Origin of the sequence: Yeosuana marina (assembly GCF_011762485.1) — a bacterium.
Classification (GTDB): domain Bacteria; phylum Bacteroidota; class Bacteroidia; order Flavobacteriales; family Flavobacteriaceae; genus Yeosuana; species Yeosuana marina.
In genome coordinates this window covers 1-15276 of record NZ_JAAKGI010000005.1, presented here as the reverse complement: position 1 = coordinate 15276, position 15276 = coordinate 1, and the positions used below count along the sequence as shown (strand labels likewise).

Below are 15276 nucleotides of genomic sequence, written 5' to 3'. Positions count from 1 at the left end.
GTTTTACAGAATACTTGATTCTCGGGTTTTATGATGTCTAAAATCTCCATGTTTTATAATTTTTTGTTCTAAAGCTTCCAAAACTTCCTCTGGTGTGTGAATAATGCCTCCTGTTCGTCCAAAATGCTCTACAGGAACTTTATGTTCAACAGCAAGTTTTACATCTTCTACCATTTGACCAGAATTCAATTCAACACTTAGAATACCTTTAACTTGGTCGGCTAAGTCAAATAATTGTTTTTTAGGAAACGGAAAAAGTGTAATAGGTCTTAATAATCCTAGTTTTATTCCTTTGTTACGAGCTAATTCAACAGCTTTTTGACTTATTCTAGCACTTGAACCATAAGCTACAATTAAATAGTCTGCGTCGTCACATTGTATGGTTTCATAGCGCAAATCTTCAAGTTCCATTTGTTTATATTTCTTTTGAAGTCTATGCACTCTGGCTTCCATTTTTTCAGATTGAAGATCTAGGGATGTTATAATATTTCTATGTCTATCTTTTTTTCCTGTAGTAGCCCAACTTCCTTGATTTTTTATAAGGTCTTCATCAGTGATTCTTTCTATTTGATCTCTAAGAACAACTTTCTCCATCATTTGCCCTATAAGACCATCAGATAAGATAAGTACAGGTGCTCTGTATTTAAAAGCAATGTCAAAGGCATCTGCTACAAAATCAGACATTTCCTGAACTGAAGCAGGAGCAAGGACATACAATTTATAATCTCCATGACCGCCGCCTTTTACAGATTGAAAATAATCAGCCTGTGACGGTTGTATGGTTCCTAATCCAGGTCCGCCTCTTACCACATTTACAATAACTGCAGGTAATTCTGCACCAGCTATATAAGAAATACCTTCTTGCTTAAGCGATATGCCAGGGCTTGAAGATGATGTCATTACTTTTTTCCCGGTACTAGCAGCACCATATACCATATTAATAGCTGCCACTTCACTTTCAGCTTGTAAAACAACCATACCCGTTCTTTTTTCGGGACGTTCTGCCATTAAATATTCAATAACTTCAGATTGAGGTGTTATAGGATAGCCAAAATAAGCATCAACCCCAGCTCTAATAGCAGCTTCAGCCAACGCTTCATTTCCTTTCATTAGTTTTAATTCAGCCATAAAAATGTTCTTAAATTAGTCAGATGTCTTAACTCGATATACGGTTATTGCTCTATCAGGGCATACTAAACCACAGTTTGTGCAGCCAGTACAGTCTTCAGGATGTTCCATATAAGCAAAATGAAACCCTTTTCTGTTAACCTCTGATGACATACCAATAACTTTTTCAGGACAAACAGGCATGCAGACTTCACAACCTTTGCAAGTTTCTGTATTCACTACTATTGCGCCTTTAACTTTTGCCATATTGATAATTTTATGTATAAATAACCCCTTGTAATTAAATTATATATAAAATTATGTATAATTTAATAAATAAAATATGATAAATGTCAAGTATTGGAAATGTGTAATAAAATAATTGAAACGGATTATTAGCTAATGTAATTCCAGATATTTTTGTATTTACTCAATTGTTTATAGGTATAAAGTAAAACTTGATTTTCATCCTTAGATAAATTAGGGTCTTTATTTAAAACTTGTTTAGCATGAAAACGTGCTAGTTGTAAAATATCTTTGTCCTTAATAATATCTGCAATCTTTAAATTAAGAACGCCGCTTTGCTGTGTTCCCATAATATCACCTGGTCCGCGTAATTTCAAATCAACTTCTGCAATTTCAAAACCATCATTGGTTTTTACCATGGTTTCTAAACGTGTTTTACTATCACTACTCAATTTTTGACTAGTCATTAGAATACAATAGCTTTGTTCGGCACCTCGTCCAACACGGCCCCGTAATTGGTGTAATTGAGATAATCCAAAACGTTCTGCGCTTTCAATAATCATAACCGAGGCATTAGGAACATTAACACCAACTTCAATAACGGTCGTCGCAACCATAATTTGTGTTTCACCTTTAATAAAGCGTTGCATTTCAAAATCTTTATCGGCAGGTTTCATTTTACCATGAACAATGGATATTTGATAGTCGGGCATCGGAAAGTCTCTGGAAATACTTTCATAACCGTCCATTAAATCTTTATAATCCATAGCGGCACTTTCCTGAATTAATGGATAAACAATATAAATTTGTCTGCCTTTTTTAATTTCATCTCGGATAAATTTAAAGACATTCAATCGGTTTTTATCGTACCGATGAACTGTCTTAATAGACTTTCTACCAGGAGGTAATTCATCAATTATAGAGATGTCTAAATCGCCATAAACCGACATGGCTAAGGTGCGAGGAATAGGGGTGGCGGTCATCACCAAAACATGTGGAGGTGATTCATTTTTATGCCATAATTTACTTCGTTGAGCTACTCCAAATCTGTGCTGTTCATCAATAATAGCCAGTCCTAAATTTTTAAATTTCACCTTATTTTCGAGTAGGGCGTGGGTGCCAATTAAGATGTGTAATTCACCATTTTCTAATGATTCGTGAATTATTCGTCTTTCTGAAGTTTTAGTTGAACCAGTAAGTATTGAAATACTGATATTCAATTTATTAGACCATTCAAGTAATCCGTTATAGTGTTGTACTGACAAAATTTCAGTTGGAGCCATTAAACATGCCTGGAAACCGTTGTCAAGTGCCATGAGAATTGACATGAACGCTACTATGGTCTTTCCAGAACCGACATCGCCTTGTAGCAATCGATTCATCTGCGCATTACTCCCTAAATCGGCTCTAATTTCTTTAAGAACTCGCTTCTGTGCATTGGTTAATTCAAATGGTAAATGTGATTTGTAGAAGGTGTTAAAATAGGTTCCTACATTATTGAAAGGGTATCCTTTAATTTTTGATTTATGAATTAAATTTTTAATAACTAATTGCAGCTGAATATAAAATAATTCTTCAAATTTTAATCGGTATTGTGCCTTTGCTAAAAGCTCTTGAGTTTTTGGAAAATGAACATTAAAAAGTGCGTCGCTTTTGTTGATTAATTTTAATTCGTTTTTTAGATTATCTGATAGTGTTTCAATAAACTTACCGTTGGTTTCCAAAAATAACTGTTGCATGATTTTTATCATCACGCGATTGGTAATGCCCTTATTTGATAATTTTTCTGTTGAAGGATATACGGGTTGCATAACACTCTGAAGATTTTTTTTGTGATCTTCAAGGAGTTCCATATCTGGATGTGGCATATTAAACTTGCCGTTAAACCAATTAGTTTTTCCGAAAATAACATAAGGTTTGTTAAGTTTTAAGCTTTCACGAATCCATTTGTGACCTCGAAACCAAACCAAGTCCAAAATACCTGTGTCGTCCTTAAAAGTTGCAACCAAGCGTTTGGACCTGCCTTCGCCAATAGTTTGCAGACTTGTAATAACTCCAATAACTTGAACATCTGCTGAGTTTCGTTGCAACTGGTTTATGGTGTAGTAATGTGTTCTATCTATATATCTGTTTGGAAATAAGTTAATTAAATCTTGATACGTATAAATACCGAGCTCTTTACGAAGTAAATCGGCACGATTTGGGCCAATACCTTTTAAATAATCTATGGGGGTTTGAAGATTGGTATTCATGAAACTAAAATAATTCTTTTACTACGAATAACAAGTATAATTATTAATTTGGCTCAACCTTTGTTATATTTATTATATGAAATTTTTAAGCATACTCATTGTTTTATCGATTAGTTTTTCTGGCTATAGCCAACAAACTAATTTTGTTGATTTTAAAACCGCTAAGGTTAATATAGCTATACATCCGAAAGTTAAAGAAGTTATAGGTCAAGTCACCTATTCTTTTGATGTTTTAAAACCAGTGGACTCTCTTTTTATTGATGCTCAAAATATGGCCTTCAATAAGGTTGTTTTGAATGGAACTTCTGCTACAGCCTACAGATACGACGATAAAAAACTTTGGATTATCCATCCGTTTCGTCCTTCAAAAGATAATGTTATCACTTTGGACTATACAACACATCCTAAAAAAGCGATGTATTTTATTGATTGGAATGCTCAAGAGGGTGTCACTTCGAGTGATTTGTTACAAAAAAAATATATCGAGAAACAAGTTTGGACGCAAGGTCAAGGCAAATACACCAGTAATTGGTTACCTAGCTTTGACGATATGAAAGAGAAAGTGATATTTGATTTAAACATTACGTTTGATAAACATTATGAAGTGATTGCAAACGGAAGACTGATTAATAAAAAAGAAAACGACTCCACAATAACTTGGCAATACGATATGCAGCAGCCAATGTCTAGTTATTTATTAGCTTTAGCTATCGGGAAATATAATAAAAAAGTCAAAGTTTCTAAAAGTGGTATTCCTTTGGATTTGTATTATTACCCCCAAGATTCATTAAAATTTGAGCCAACGTATCGTTATTCAAAGCGCATATTCGATTTTTTAGAGAAAGAGATTGGGGTGCCATACGCCTGGCAAAACTACAAAGAAGTTCCTGTAAAGGATTTTTTATATGCGGGTATGGAGAATACGAGTACGACTATTTTTTCGTATGCTTTTGTGATTGATTCTACAGCCTTTGTTGATAAAAATTATGTCAATGTAAATGCGCATGAACTAGCACATCAATGGTTTGGCGATTTGGTTACTGAAACATCTGGTACACATCATTGGTTGCAAGAAGGTTTCGCAACGTATTATGCCTTGTTAGCCGAACGTGAGGTTTTTGGAGACAATTATTACTATTGGCGCTTATATGAATATGCGCAGGAACTCTTGCAACAAGATCAAGTTAATCAAGGGTCTGCTTTGTTAGATTCCAAGGCGAGTAGTACGACCTTTTATAAGCGAGGTGCTTGGGTGCTGCATGCCTTGCGAGAAAAAGTAGGGGACGAGGTGTTTAAAAAAGCCGTGAAAAGCTATCTTGAAAAACATCGGTTTAAAAACGTAGAAACCAATGATTTTATCGGTGAGGTTGAACGGATTTGCGGAAAGGATTTAAAAGACTTTGTTGCGACCTGGTTAAAAAATAAATTATTTCCTTATGATGATGCTTTAGAGAGCTTAAAACAGTCTACATTTATTCAGGAGTATTTGATGGTAGATTGTGAAGTGAAAACATCAAAATGTGACGATTATTTGGTTTCTGGAATTTCTGATAAGGCTAAAATAAAACTGTTATCACAAATTCCTGATAGGATTAACGGAGACGTTTTTAGAAATAGTATAAAAGTTCGTCAGGCTATTGCTAAAAACTTAACAACGATTCCTCTAGGATTAAAACGAGATTATGAATCGCTTTTAGAAGATAAATCATATATTACCATAGAAACGGCATTATATAATCTTTGGGTTAATTTCCCTGACGACCGAAGTAAGTATTTGCAAAAAACAAAAGATATTCAAGGGTTTAATGATAAAAATATTAGAACACTGTGGTTGGCTTTGGCTCTAAACACACCTAAATTTGAACCTGAGAATAAGCAACGTTTTTTTGAAGAGTTAAGAAATTATACAAATCCGAACTATGATTTTAACCTTCGTCAAAATGCTTTTCAATATTTAGGATTATTACACGCTTGTGATTCAATTTGTCAAGAAAATTTACAGCAGGCAACGAAGCATCATAATTGGAGATTTTCTAAATTTTCAAAAAACATGTTGGAAACAATAAAGCAAGAAAAAAATTAATTGACTTAAAAAATGAAAGCGTTAGTAATTTCTGGTGGTGGTAGTAAAGGTGCTTTTGCGGGTGGTGTGGCTCAATATCTTATCGAAGAGCTAAAACGCGACTATCAATTATTTATAGGAACCTCTACGGGAAGTTTGTTAGTATCTCATTTGGCTTTAAATGAGATTGATAAAATTAAATCCGTTTATACAAATGTTTCAACCGAAAGTATTTTTAATGTTTGTCCTTTTGTTGTTAATCAAAAGCATGGTACACAAAATATTGCAATCAATCATTTAAATGTATTATTTAATTTTTTACGAGGAAGTAAAACCTTTGGCGAAAGTCAAAATTTAAAAAAACTCATTGAAAATACGTTATCAAAAAGTGATTTTAATGCTTTAAAAAACTCATCGAGAGATATTGTAATTACAGTGTCTAATTTATCATTAAATCAGGTAGAATATAAGCGTTTAAAGGATTATAGTTATGATGAATTTGTTGAGTGGGTTTGGGTTTCTTGTAATTATACGCCGTTTATGTCCTTAGTAAAGAAAAACGGTTGTGAATATGCTGATGGTGGGCTAGGGAATATGGTTCCTATTGAAGAGGCTATTAACCGAGGAGCAAAAGAGGTTGATGCTATTATTTTGCAAACAGAAGTAACACAACTAAATAGAATGCCTTCTAAAAATGCCTTTTCATTGTTGACAAGTATGTTTGGGTTTATGTTGGATAGAATTGAATCTCAAAACATAAGAATAGGGAAGTACGTTGCGAACCACAATGATGCAGTTATCAATTTTTATTATGCGCCCACTGTGTTGACTACTAATTCCCTAATTTTTGATAAACAAAAAATGACAGATTGGTGGCAACGTGGGTATCAGTTTGCACAACATAAAAATCAAGAAGTAAGTCCGTTGGAAAATCAAATGTAAAATGCTTATTTTAAATTATTAGTAACAGAGCGCAACAAATCAAGCATTTTATCTGACTAAAAAAAATATTAAAAAGTAATAAATGAGAGCATTAGTTGTATCTGGCGGAGGAAGTAAAGGAGCCTTTGCTGGTGGCGTAGCACAATACCTTATGGAGGAAAAAGGGTATCAATACGATATGTTTTTGGGAACCTCTACCGGAAGCCTGTTAATACCGCATTTAGCGGTCAATGATATTCCTAAAGTGTATAATATTTTTACTAATGTCAATCAAAAAACTATTTTTAGTATTAATCCTTTTGTTCAGCGCAGAAAAGGTGATCGAGAATATGTAACGATTAATTATTTCAATTCCGTGCTTCAATTTATTAAAAAGAAACGAACCTTTGGAGAAAGTAAAGCTTTACGAAGAAATATTTTTAGAAACTTTACAAGGGAGGAGTACGAAACAATTAGGGCTACCAAAGAGGATGTTATTGTAACCGTTTCAAATTTATCAAAAAACAGGGTAGAGTATAAGTCTATAAAAGAGTTTAGTTATGAAGAGTTTTGCGATTGGATTTGGATTTCTTGTAATTACATCCCGTTTATGTCATTAGCAACCCGTAATGGATTTGAGTATGCTGATGGCGGTTTGGGGTGTGTTATACCTATTCGAGAAGCGATTGCACGCGGCGCTACAGAGGTTGATGCTATTGTTTTAGAAAGTGAAAATTTAGAATATAATAAGGTGTTGGGTAAAAATCCATTTTCGTTAATGATTAGTTTGTTTGGTCACTTGTTAGATCAGGTTGAAAAAGCTGATATTGCTATTGGTAAGTTGGCAGCAGCTCATAAAAATGTCACTCTTAACCTATATTACACGCCTACACAATTAACAGAAAATTCATTAATTTTTAGTAAACGCTTAATGGTTAAATGGTGGCAGCAAGGTTTTGATTATGCCAAGGCTAGAAACCAAAACGGCATAGAAATGAATGAATTAAGAAATCATTAGTTTACCAAAGATCACTTACTTCTTCTTTTATAAATGATAAGGCGGTATCGCTAGGAGAACGTCGCTCCATCATTTCAGTTAAAATGACCTCACGAAGCTTATTTGCTGTGTCTGTTTTTTCAAGTAAACTAGCTTTTCTTATTAGTTGAATTGTTGCATTCTTTGAGGCTGTAATAATACTCCAACACTTATCAGTTATATAAATTTGTTGAGATAAGTTATGTTCAAATTCTTGTTCAATATTTTGTATAAGTAAGGTTTCATAATCTGTTTTATTTGAAGATATTGGAGATATTCTGATTAGCAATTTTGAAGGTGTGATACGCTCTAAAAAAATAGCCATACGCTCGTAGGCTTGAAGGCGTAAAGGCAAAGAGTTTACTTGCATGTCTTTTTTTAGTAAAAAACGCCTACGACCATCTTCATTTTTTGTATGAATTTTAAAAAACGAATAAGCTATAAGTCCAGTAATTAATGAAGGGATAGTATATAAAAATAGGTCAATAATTTTTTCGGTTTCCATAATTGTAGGCTTTAATTTTTATTAAAATTACCACTCAAATATACACAATCTTTTAAATGTTGCATACCAGAAAATGGAACTTCTGTTTTATCATACATATAGGTTGTGTTAAGTGTTTTTGAGATGTTAAAGTCATCTACATTAATTTTTATATCACTCATTTTAAATTGACATGGATGCTCGTATCCCGAAGCATGTGTAATCTCAATAAGTTCTTTTCTAAAGGTTTTAAAATATTGTGCTAATCGTTCAGATTTTAGTGTAGGATCAATACCGTTTTGCAACCATTTACTTTGGGTAGCTACACCACTAGGGCATCTGTTGGTATGGCAACGTTGAGCCTGTATACAACCAATGCTCATCATAGCCTCTCGTGCTACATTAATACAATCGGCTCCCATAGCAAAAGACATGGCTGCTTTTGCAGGAAATCCTAATCGTCCACTTGCAATAAAAACGAGGTGTTTAGTTAAGTTCTTATTTTGAAATACTTTGTACACATCACTAAATCCATAAACCCACGGTAGCGATACGTGGTCTGCAAAACTTGGTGGCGCTGCACCTGTGCCTCCTTCACCACCATCAACAGTAATAAAATCAGGTCCTTTTCCTGTTTTGTTCATTAAATCAGCTAGTTCTTCCCATTGTTCTAATTTTCCAATAGCAGCTTTAATACCAATGGGTAAGCCTGTTTTTTCTGCAATAGATTCTATAAAATCTACCATTTCAATTACATTAGTAAAGGCAGTATGTCCTGGTGGAGAAATAACGTCTTTTCCAACTTCTACATTTCGGATTTTAGCTATTTCATTGGTGATTTTAGCACCCGGAAGAACACCTCCTTTTCCTGGTTTAGCTCCCTGCGATAGTTTTATTTCAATCGCTTTAATAAATGAATTGTCTTGAGTTAATTTTACAAGCTTATCAATTGAAAAATTCCCATTTTTATCACGAACCCCAAAATATCCTGTACCAATTTGAAAAATGACATCACCACCATGACTGTGGTATGGTGACAAGCCTCCTTCACCTGTATTGTGATAGGCATTAGCAATTTTAACTCCTTTATTAAGTGATTCAATAGCTTTAGCCGATAGTGATCCAAAACTCATTGCAGATACATTGATAATGGAGGCTGGGCGAAACGGTTTTTGGCGTTTATGATGCATACCAATAATCTTGGCGCATGGTAAAAAGGAGTGATCAATGCTGTTAGGATGTTTATCATCAATTCTATAAGCCATCATGGCATTGTTAACAAATACATGTTGATTGGCATAAATATCTCTATCGGTACCAAAGCCTTCGTAATTATTTTCTTTTTTGGCAGAAGCGTAAATCCAGCCACGTTCAATACGGTTAAAAGGTAATTCTTCTCTATTGTTAGCGACTAGATATTGTCTTAGTTCAGGACCAATTTTCTCAAGCATATACCTAAAATGTCCAACAAGAGGAAAATTATGACTGATTGTATGTTTTTTTTGAATAAAAACATCTCTGATGATTACCATGACTATAGCAATTATAAACCATATCCACCACGAAATATTTGATAAAAAATTTGATAGATCTTCCATGAAAAATGTAATTGAGGCATAAATATATTTAAAATTTAGGAATTCAATAAGAATGCGAATTGTTTATAATTATTAATAAATCACCTCAATAAAAAGCCTAACAATGGTTAATTTCACGTCGTAAAAATTCATGAAGTTTGGAGAAGTATTTAAGTCAGTTAAACGAAGCACAATTAGAACCTACTTTGCAAAAAGATGGTCCCATGATTATTATAGCAGGTGCAGGTTCTGGTAAGACACGCGTGTTAACGTATCGTATTGCTTATTTAATGAGTCAAGGGGTTGATGCGTTTAATATTTTATCATTAACATTTACTAATAAAGCAGCACGCGAAATGAAAGAGCGTATTGCAAAAATTGTTGGCACTAGTGAAGCCAAAAACCTTTGGATGGGAACATTTCACTCGGTATTTGCTAAAATATTACGTTTTGAAGGACATCATTTAGGGTTTCCTAGCAACTTCACTATTTATGATACACAAGACTCTCAAAAGCTATTAGGTTCTATTATAAAAGAAATGGGCTTAGATAAAGAAATCTATAAAACAAAGCAAGTCTACAATAGAATTTCATCCTACAAAAACAGTTTGATTACTGTAAAAGCGTATTTTAATAATCCTGAGTTATTGGAAGCGGATGCTATGACCAGAAGACCGAAAATGGGTGAAATTTATGCTGAATATGTAGATCGCTGTTTTAAAGCTGGAGCCATGGATTTTGATGATTTGTTGTTGAGAACCAATGAGTTATTAACACGATTTCCTAATGTTTTGGCACAATATCAAAACCGATTTAGATATATTTTAGTTGATGAGTATCAAGATACCAATCATAGCCAGTATTTAATTGTTCGTGCTTTAGCAGATCGCTTTCAAAACATTTGTGTAGTAGGTGATGATGCCCAGAGTATCTATGCGTTTCGAGGGGCTAATATCAATAATATTTTGAATTTTCAGAAGGATTATGATGATGTGAAGCTTTTTAGACTAGAGCAAAACTATCGATCTACTAAAAATATTGTAGGTGCCGCAAATTCGGTTATAGAACACAATAAAACAAAGTTAGATAAAGTTGTTTGGACTGCTAATGAAGAAGGTTCTAAGGTTAAAATACATCGATCGTTAACAGATGGTGATGAAGGACGCTATGTGGCAAGTGTTATTTGGGATACTAAAATGCAAGAACACTTGCATAATAATGAATTTGCCATTTTATATCGCACCAATGCACAATCACGTGCTATGGAAGATGCTTTAAGAAAACGAGATATTCCATATAGAATTTACGGTGGTTTAAGTTTTTACCAGCGTAAAGAGATTAAAGATGTTATTTCTTATTTGCGTATTATATTAAACCCTGCTGACGAAGAGGCTTTAAAACGTGTTATAAATTATCCAGCAAGAGGTATTGGACAAACAACTATTGATAGATTAGTAGTAGCTGCGAATGGGTATAAAAAAACTATTTTTGAAGTTCTGAAAAACCTAGATTCTCTAGACATCAATATTAATAATGGTACCAAAAACAAACTACGAGATTTTGTAACCTTAATAGAAAGTTTTCAGGTAATGAACCAAACTGCTACCGCTTTTGAATTAGCAGAACATGTTGTAAAAGCGAGTGGTTTAATGCGCGAATTTAATAAAGATGGAACTCCTGAAGGTGTTACACGATTAGAAAACGTTGAAGAATTATTAAATGGTATTAAAGATTTTGTTGAAGGACAGCTTGAAATAGCTGATACCACAGGAAATTTAGCTGAATTTTTAGAAGATGTGGCCTTAGCGACCGATTTAGATAATGAAAAAGGCGATGAAGATGCCGTTGCATTGATGACTATTCACTTAGCTAAAGGGCTGGAGTTTAATCATGTATTTGTAGTAGGTCTGGAAGAAGATTTGTTTCCTAGTGCTATGAGTATGAATACGCGTACTGAACTTGAAGAAGAACGCCGTTTATTCTACGTGGCTTTAACGAGAGCCGAAAAGCAAGCCTATTTAACCTATGCCTTATCGCGTTACCGTTGGGGTAAATTAGTAGATTCTGAACCAAGTAGGTTTATTGAAGAAATAGATGAGCAGTTTGTAGAAAATGTAACTCCGATGCAAGAAAGACGAATCAATCCCATGTTGGATGCTAACATTTTTGGTGATGTTGATCCGAATAAAATTAGATTTAAGACCGCGAAACAGCCAGATTTTAAAAAGCCAATAAAATCTATAAAACAAGAATCAGCAAAAGTTCAAATAACATCACCTAAAAATTTAAAACCAGTTAGTTCTGCACAAGCAACTAGTAATGCAAATTTATTTGATAATACACTAACCGTTGGAAATCTTGTGAAACATTTGCGTTTTGGAACAGGTGAAGTTTTAAAAATAGAAGGTTCTGGAGCAGATATAAAAGCCGAGATAAATTTTCAGCATGGTGGTGTTAAAAAATTATTATTACGTTTTGCTAAGCTAGAAGTAATAGGGTAGAAGTTCATTATTTTACCATGCGCACGGAGTTGATATGTCCATCATCATCGTATTCTTTGACGGTGTTGTTGGGGTCTACAATCCATTCGCCATCCACAATAAATTTGTAGTGATATTTTCCACCAGAAAGAGGAATATTATATATCCACCCCTCATCCGTTTTACGCATTTTATATTGGTGTTCGTCCCAACCATTAAAACTTCCTGCTAAAATAACTTCTTGTGCATCGGCATAACCTTTAAGCTTAAAGGTGGTTTGTTGTTTAATATTTAAATGAGAATTGTATTCACCAAATTCATTAACTACTTTATCTTTATTGTCTGGGTCTGCCATCCAACTTCCATCTACAATAAAGCGATATTCGTAGTCATCTGGTTTTAATTGTAAGGTAAGTTCCCAGCCTTCATTAGCTTTCTCCATTTTAAAAAGATGCTCATCCCATCGGTTAAAAGTGCCAGACAAAATAACCTCTTTAGCGTCCGTATATCCTTTCAATTTAAAAGTTGTATTCCCGTTTTTATCAGGGTATGCTGTATACATTTTAAGATTATATACATTTCCAAGTCCGTAACCGTATTTAGTTGCTACAACAATATTAGGATCTTTTCTTGAAGGCTCAGCCCAAAATGTATTGTTGATAACAAACTTAAACTCCCACGAAAATTCATCTGTAAAATCTATTAATTTTTTACGAAGTTCATAAACATTATCATTGATTTTGGTCATGCGCCATTTGTTTTTCGACCAATTATTAAATTGACCTGATACCACAACACTTTCTATATTTAAATCATCAAAATCGCGTCTGTAGCTTTGATTATCTGCAGTTGCATTTTTATAATCGCGTTTATCAAAAGAAAAAACAACATCATCACCTTCTATTCTATAACCACTAAGGTCATTGCTTTGGGCAAATGCGTTTAAGTTTGTTAAAACTAAAACTATAAAAGTAATATGTAAGACTAATTGTTTCAATGTGTTCCTTTTGGATAATCTATAAAATATATTTTTTCTTTTTGATAGTTGATAATTGTTCGCTTTTGTTTAAAAAATTCAAATCCTAAAATGCCATCTAAATTGGTTCCAAAAGCTTTATTCATATTGCTTAGGTTCGTTAAAACGGTAAACATAGGACCAAAATAAACAGTTTTACTAAGTTTTACACGATACAATTTCCCTGCCAAAACTTCAATTTTTCTTTTTCCTGCACCAGATAATAATAATCTTTTTTTAGGAACAAAATACTTTAAAATCTTTTTGTTGATATTTTTATTTATTTGATTGAATTCTGCTCCACTATCTAACCCAAATTTAACATTTTGTTTATTAATAGTAGCATTTAATACGATGGTATGATTTTTTAATTTGAAATCAATACTATCAACAATTTTTTCTAAATATACTTTTTTGTTAAGTCTATTGCCTTTTCTGTCCACTTTGCTTAAAGTTATTTGGTTTAAATACAAATCGATAAATACTTCATAATCTTTTAAAACATTAAAGCCAATAATACCTAAGAGATTCATGTGCTTGCTCTTTTCAATGTGTGATAAATCTATAACATCAGAATTTGTATTTAAAACCGTAAAATTATCTATTGTAAACTCTTTGACTCTTTTCTCATAAGATATATCAATCTCAGAAAGTACTCCAGAGGTTTCTGTCGTTTTGTTGAAAATATTGTTATTTGAAAAATGGACTTTGTTAAGAATGAGTGTTTCAGAGCCTGTATCAATAATAAAGTTACCTTTTTGATTTAAAAGTTCTGCTTCAACAACAATTAAATGATCTATTAGTTTAAAGGGAATTCTTGTTGTATTGTCATTAACTACTTTTGCTTCTGTAAATATAATAGGGGGTGGCGTGACATCTGTGGAAAAAACAGAATGCACACAAGTGAAAGATATTAAAAAACATATACAGAATCGTAACATATAAAAAAGACTATTTTTTTATGAATTTGTTACATAATTAAGTAGTTTACCGATAAAAGATAATTGTCTCTAAAAAATATCTTTACTTTGTAAGTAAATGTGTTAAGTGGTTTTATGGCAGAATTTATAAGAATATATGAAGAGAATCCTAATCCTAGAGAAATTGATAAGGTTATTAAAATTCTAAAAAGAGGAGGATTAATTATTTACCCTACAGATACGGTTTATGGTTTGGGCTGTGATATCACTAACATAAAAGCTCTAGAACGAATAGCCAGAATTAAAGGTGTTAAGCTTGAAAAATCTAATTTTTCATTTATTTGCCATGATTTAAGTAATTTAAGTGATTATGTAAAGCAAATAGAAACCTCTACCTTTAAAATATTAAAACGAGCACTGCCAGGCCCCTATACGTTCGTGCTACCAGGGGCAAAAACATTACCTAACCCTTTTAAACAGAAGAAAACCGTTGGTATTCGTGTTCCTAATAACAACATTGCACGAGAAATTGTGAAACAGTTAGGGAACCCCATTGTATCAACATCTATTCATGATGAAGATGAAATTATAGAATACACTACAGATCCTGAACTTATATTAGAAAAATGGGATGATTTAGTTGATTTAGTAATTGATGGTGGTTATGGTGGTAATGAGCCTTCAACGATTATTGATTTATCTGAAGAGCAACCACTTATTATAAGGGAGGGTAAAGGAAGTTTAGAGATTTTTTAGTTTAAGTTTTATTGCGGTAAATATTAACTAATTCGAAGATCGTTTTTATTAAACCTATTTAGGGTTTTTCCATTGGCTTTAGGATAATCGTGAACAAATTGATACTTTGAATGTGAATTAGTTTTTACTGCTCCCTATTCTTTTATCAAAAATTGATACTTCAATTTATAATATTTAGTTTTGACACCAAATTACTGGACTTCTAAAAAATTGTGAAGGGGGAATGACTGAAGTAATCTCTTAAAAAGAAGTTAATGTTAAACAGATTGCTTCACTGCGTTTGCAATGACGAACACCAAAATATATTACTTCGTTACAATTTATTTGGCGTGCTTCCATCGTTTATGAGTCCAAAAATAATACTCAGGAGCCTCACGAATTTGTTTTTCAACCTCGTGTAAAAACATATCTGTTAGTTGA

General features: G+C 33.0%; 13 protein-coding genes. 5 read left to right on the top strand and 8 right to left on the bottom strand.

Going from position 1 to position 15276, the window contains the following annotated elements; translation table 11 throughout:
* Positions 1-3 precede the first annotated feature (3 nt).
* The 3 genes from G5V56_RS07245 to recG form a co-directional block, all read right to left on the bottom strand.
* Positions 4-1128: a 3-methyl-2-oxobutanoate dehydrogenase subunit VorB gene (locus tag G5V56_RS07245; protein WP_166963361.1), complete on the bottom strand. Its 1125-nt coding sequence runs from the start codon at positions 1126-1128 to the stop codon at positions 4-6.
* Positions 1129-1143: 15 nt separating this feature from the next.
* Positions 1144-1374 carry a 4Fe-4S dicluster domain-containing protein gene (locus tag G5V56_RS07240; RefSeq protein ID WP_166963359.1) on the bottom strand — a complete coding sequence of 77 codons (231 nt, stop codon included), beginning with the start codon at positions 1372-1374 and terminating at the stop codon, positions 1144-1146.
* Positions 1375-1502: 128 nt separating this feature from the next.
* A complete protein-coding gene (recG, locus tag G5V56_RS07235; RefSeq protein ID WP_166963357.1) occupies positions 1503-3605 on the bottom strand; it encodes an ATP-dependent DNA helicase RecG in 2103 nt (700 codons plus the stop codon).
* A 76-nt stretch (positions 3606-3681) separates the two neighbouring features.
* Between recG and G5V56_RS07230 the strand changes: the two genes are divergently transcribed.
* The 3 genes from G5V56_RS07230 to G5V56_RS07220 all read left to right on the top strand — a co-directional run bounded on the left by G5V56_RS07230 (position 3682) and on the right by G5V56_RS07220 (position 7606).
* A complete protein-coding gene (locus G5V56_RS07230; RefSeq protein WP_166963355.1) occupies positions 3682-5688 on the top strand; it encodes a M1 family metallopeptidase in 2007 nt (668 codons plus the stop codon).
* Between the two features lie 12 nt (positions 5689-5700).
* Positions 5701-6609 carry a patatin-like phospholipase family protein gene (locus G5V56_RS07225; protein ID WP_166963354.1) on the top strand — a complete coding sequence of 303 codons (909 nt, stop codon included), beginning with the start codon at positions 5701-5703 and terminating at the stop codon, positions 6607-6609.
* Between the two features lie 82 nt (positions 6610-6691).
* Positions 6692-7606 carry a patatin-like phospholipase family protein gene (locus G5V56_RS07220; protein WP_166963352.1) on the top strand — a complete coding sequence of 305 codons (915 nt, stop codon included), beginning with the start codon at positions 6692-6694 and terminating at the stop codon, positions 7604-7606.
* Between the two features lies 1 nt (position 7607).
* On the opposite strand, the gene G5V56_RS07215 is transcribed toward G5V56_RS07220, so the two are convergent.
* Positions 7608-8129, bottom strand: coding sequence for a DUF7935 family protein (locus G5V56_RS07215; RefSeq protein ID WP_166963350.1), 522 nt, complete (start codon positions 8127-8129; stop codon positions 7608-7610).
* Positions 8130-8140: 11 nt separating this feature from the next.
* Complete coding sequence (locus tag G5V56_RS07210) at positions 8141-9706, bottom strand: FMN-binding glutamate synthase family protein (RefSeq protein WP_166963348.1); 1566 nt, start codon at positions 9704-9706, stop codon at positions 8141-8143.
* 137 nt (positions 9707-9843) lie between these two features.
* On the opposite strand from G5V56_RS07210, the gene G5V56_RS07205 reads away from it, so the two are divergent.
* The gene (locus G5V56_RS07205) at positions 9844-12186 is read left to right on the top strand and encodes an ATP-dependent helicase (RefSeq protein ID WP_166963346.1); all 2343 of its coding nucleotides are present in this window, start codon (positions 9844-9846) and stop codon (positions 12184-12186) included.
* 7 nt (positions 12187-12193) lie between these two features.
* Here G5V56_RS07205 and G5V56_RS07200 read toward each other — a convergent pair whose 3' ends face one another.
* A complete protein-coding gene (locus G5V56_RS07200; RefSeq protein ID WP_166963344.1) occupies positions 12194-13162 on the bottom strand; it encodes a hypothetical protein in 969 nt (322 codons plus the stop codon).
* Positions 13159-14079, bottom strand: coding sequence for an aspartyl protease family protein (locus G5V56_RS07195; protein WP_166963342.1), 921 nt, complete (start codon positions 14077-14079; stop codon positions 13159-13161). The genes G5V56_RS07200 and G5V56_RS07195 overlap by 4 nt, the downstream gene beginning before the upstream one ends.
* Before the next feature lie 156 nt (positions 14080-14235).
* On the opposite strand from G5V56_RS07195, the gene G5V56_RS07190 reads away from it, so the two are divergent.
* On the top strand, positions 14236-14856 hold the full coding sequence (locus G5V56_RS07190; protein WP_166963340.1) for an L-threonylcarbamoyladenylate synthase: 621 nt from the start codon (positions 14236-14238) through the stop codon (positions 14854-14856).
* Positions 14857-15176: 320 nt separating this feature from the next.
* Here G5V56_RS07190 and G5V56_RS07185 read toward each other — a convergent pair.
* Positions 15177-15276 (bottom strand): LpxL/LpxP family acyltransferase (locus G5V56_RS07185; RefSeq protein WP_455433268.1); only part of this gene is annotated, 100 nt, incomplete at its 5' end.

What these genes read in the sequence shown, in the direction of transcription:
- G5V56_RS07245 (WP_166963361.1), bottom strand. Translation starts at nt 1,128, where the DNA reads ATGGCTGAATTAAAACTAATGAAAGGAAATGAAGCGTTGGCTGAAGCT.
- G5V56_RS07240 (WP_166963359.1), bottom strand. Translation starts at nt 1,374, where the DNA reads ATGGCAAAAGTTAAAGGCGCAATAGTAGTGAATACAGAAACTTGCAAA.
- recG (WP_166963357.1), bottom strand. Translation starts at nt 3,605, where the DNA reads ATGAATACCAATCTTCAAACCCCCATAGATTATTTAAAAGGTATTGGC.
- G5V56_RS07230 (WP_166963355.1), top strand. Translation starts at nt 3,682, where the DNA reads ATGAAATTTTTAAGCATACTCATTGTTTTATCGATTAGTTTTTCTGGC.
- G5V56_RS07225 (WP_166963354.1), top strand. Translation starts at nt 5,701, where the DNA reads ATGAAAGCGTTAGTAATTTCTGGTGGTGGTAGTAAAGGTGCTTTTGCG.
- G5V56_RS07220 (WP_166963352.1), top strand. Translation starts at nt 6,692, where the DNA reads ATGAGAGCATTAGTTGTATCTGGCGGAGGAAGTAAAGGAGCCTTTGCT.
- G5V56_RS07215 (WP_166963350.1), bottom strand. Translation starts at nt 8,129, where the DNA reads ATGGAAACCGAAAAAATTATTGACCTATTTTTATATACTATCCCTTCA.
- G5V56_RS07210 (WP_166963348.1), bottom strand. Translation starts at nt 9,706, where the DNA reads ATGGAAGATCTATCAAATTTTTTATCAAATATTTCGTGGTGGATATGG.
- G5V56_RS07190 (WP_166963340.1), top strand. Translation starts at nt 14,236, where the DNA reads ATGGCAGAATTTATAAGAATATATGAAGAGAATCCTAATCCTAGAGAA.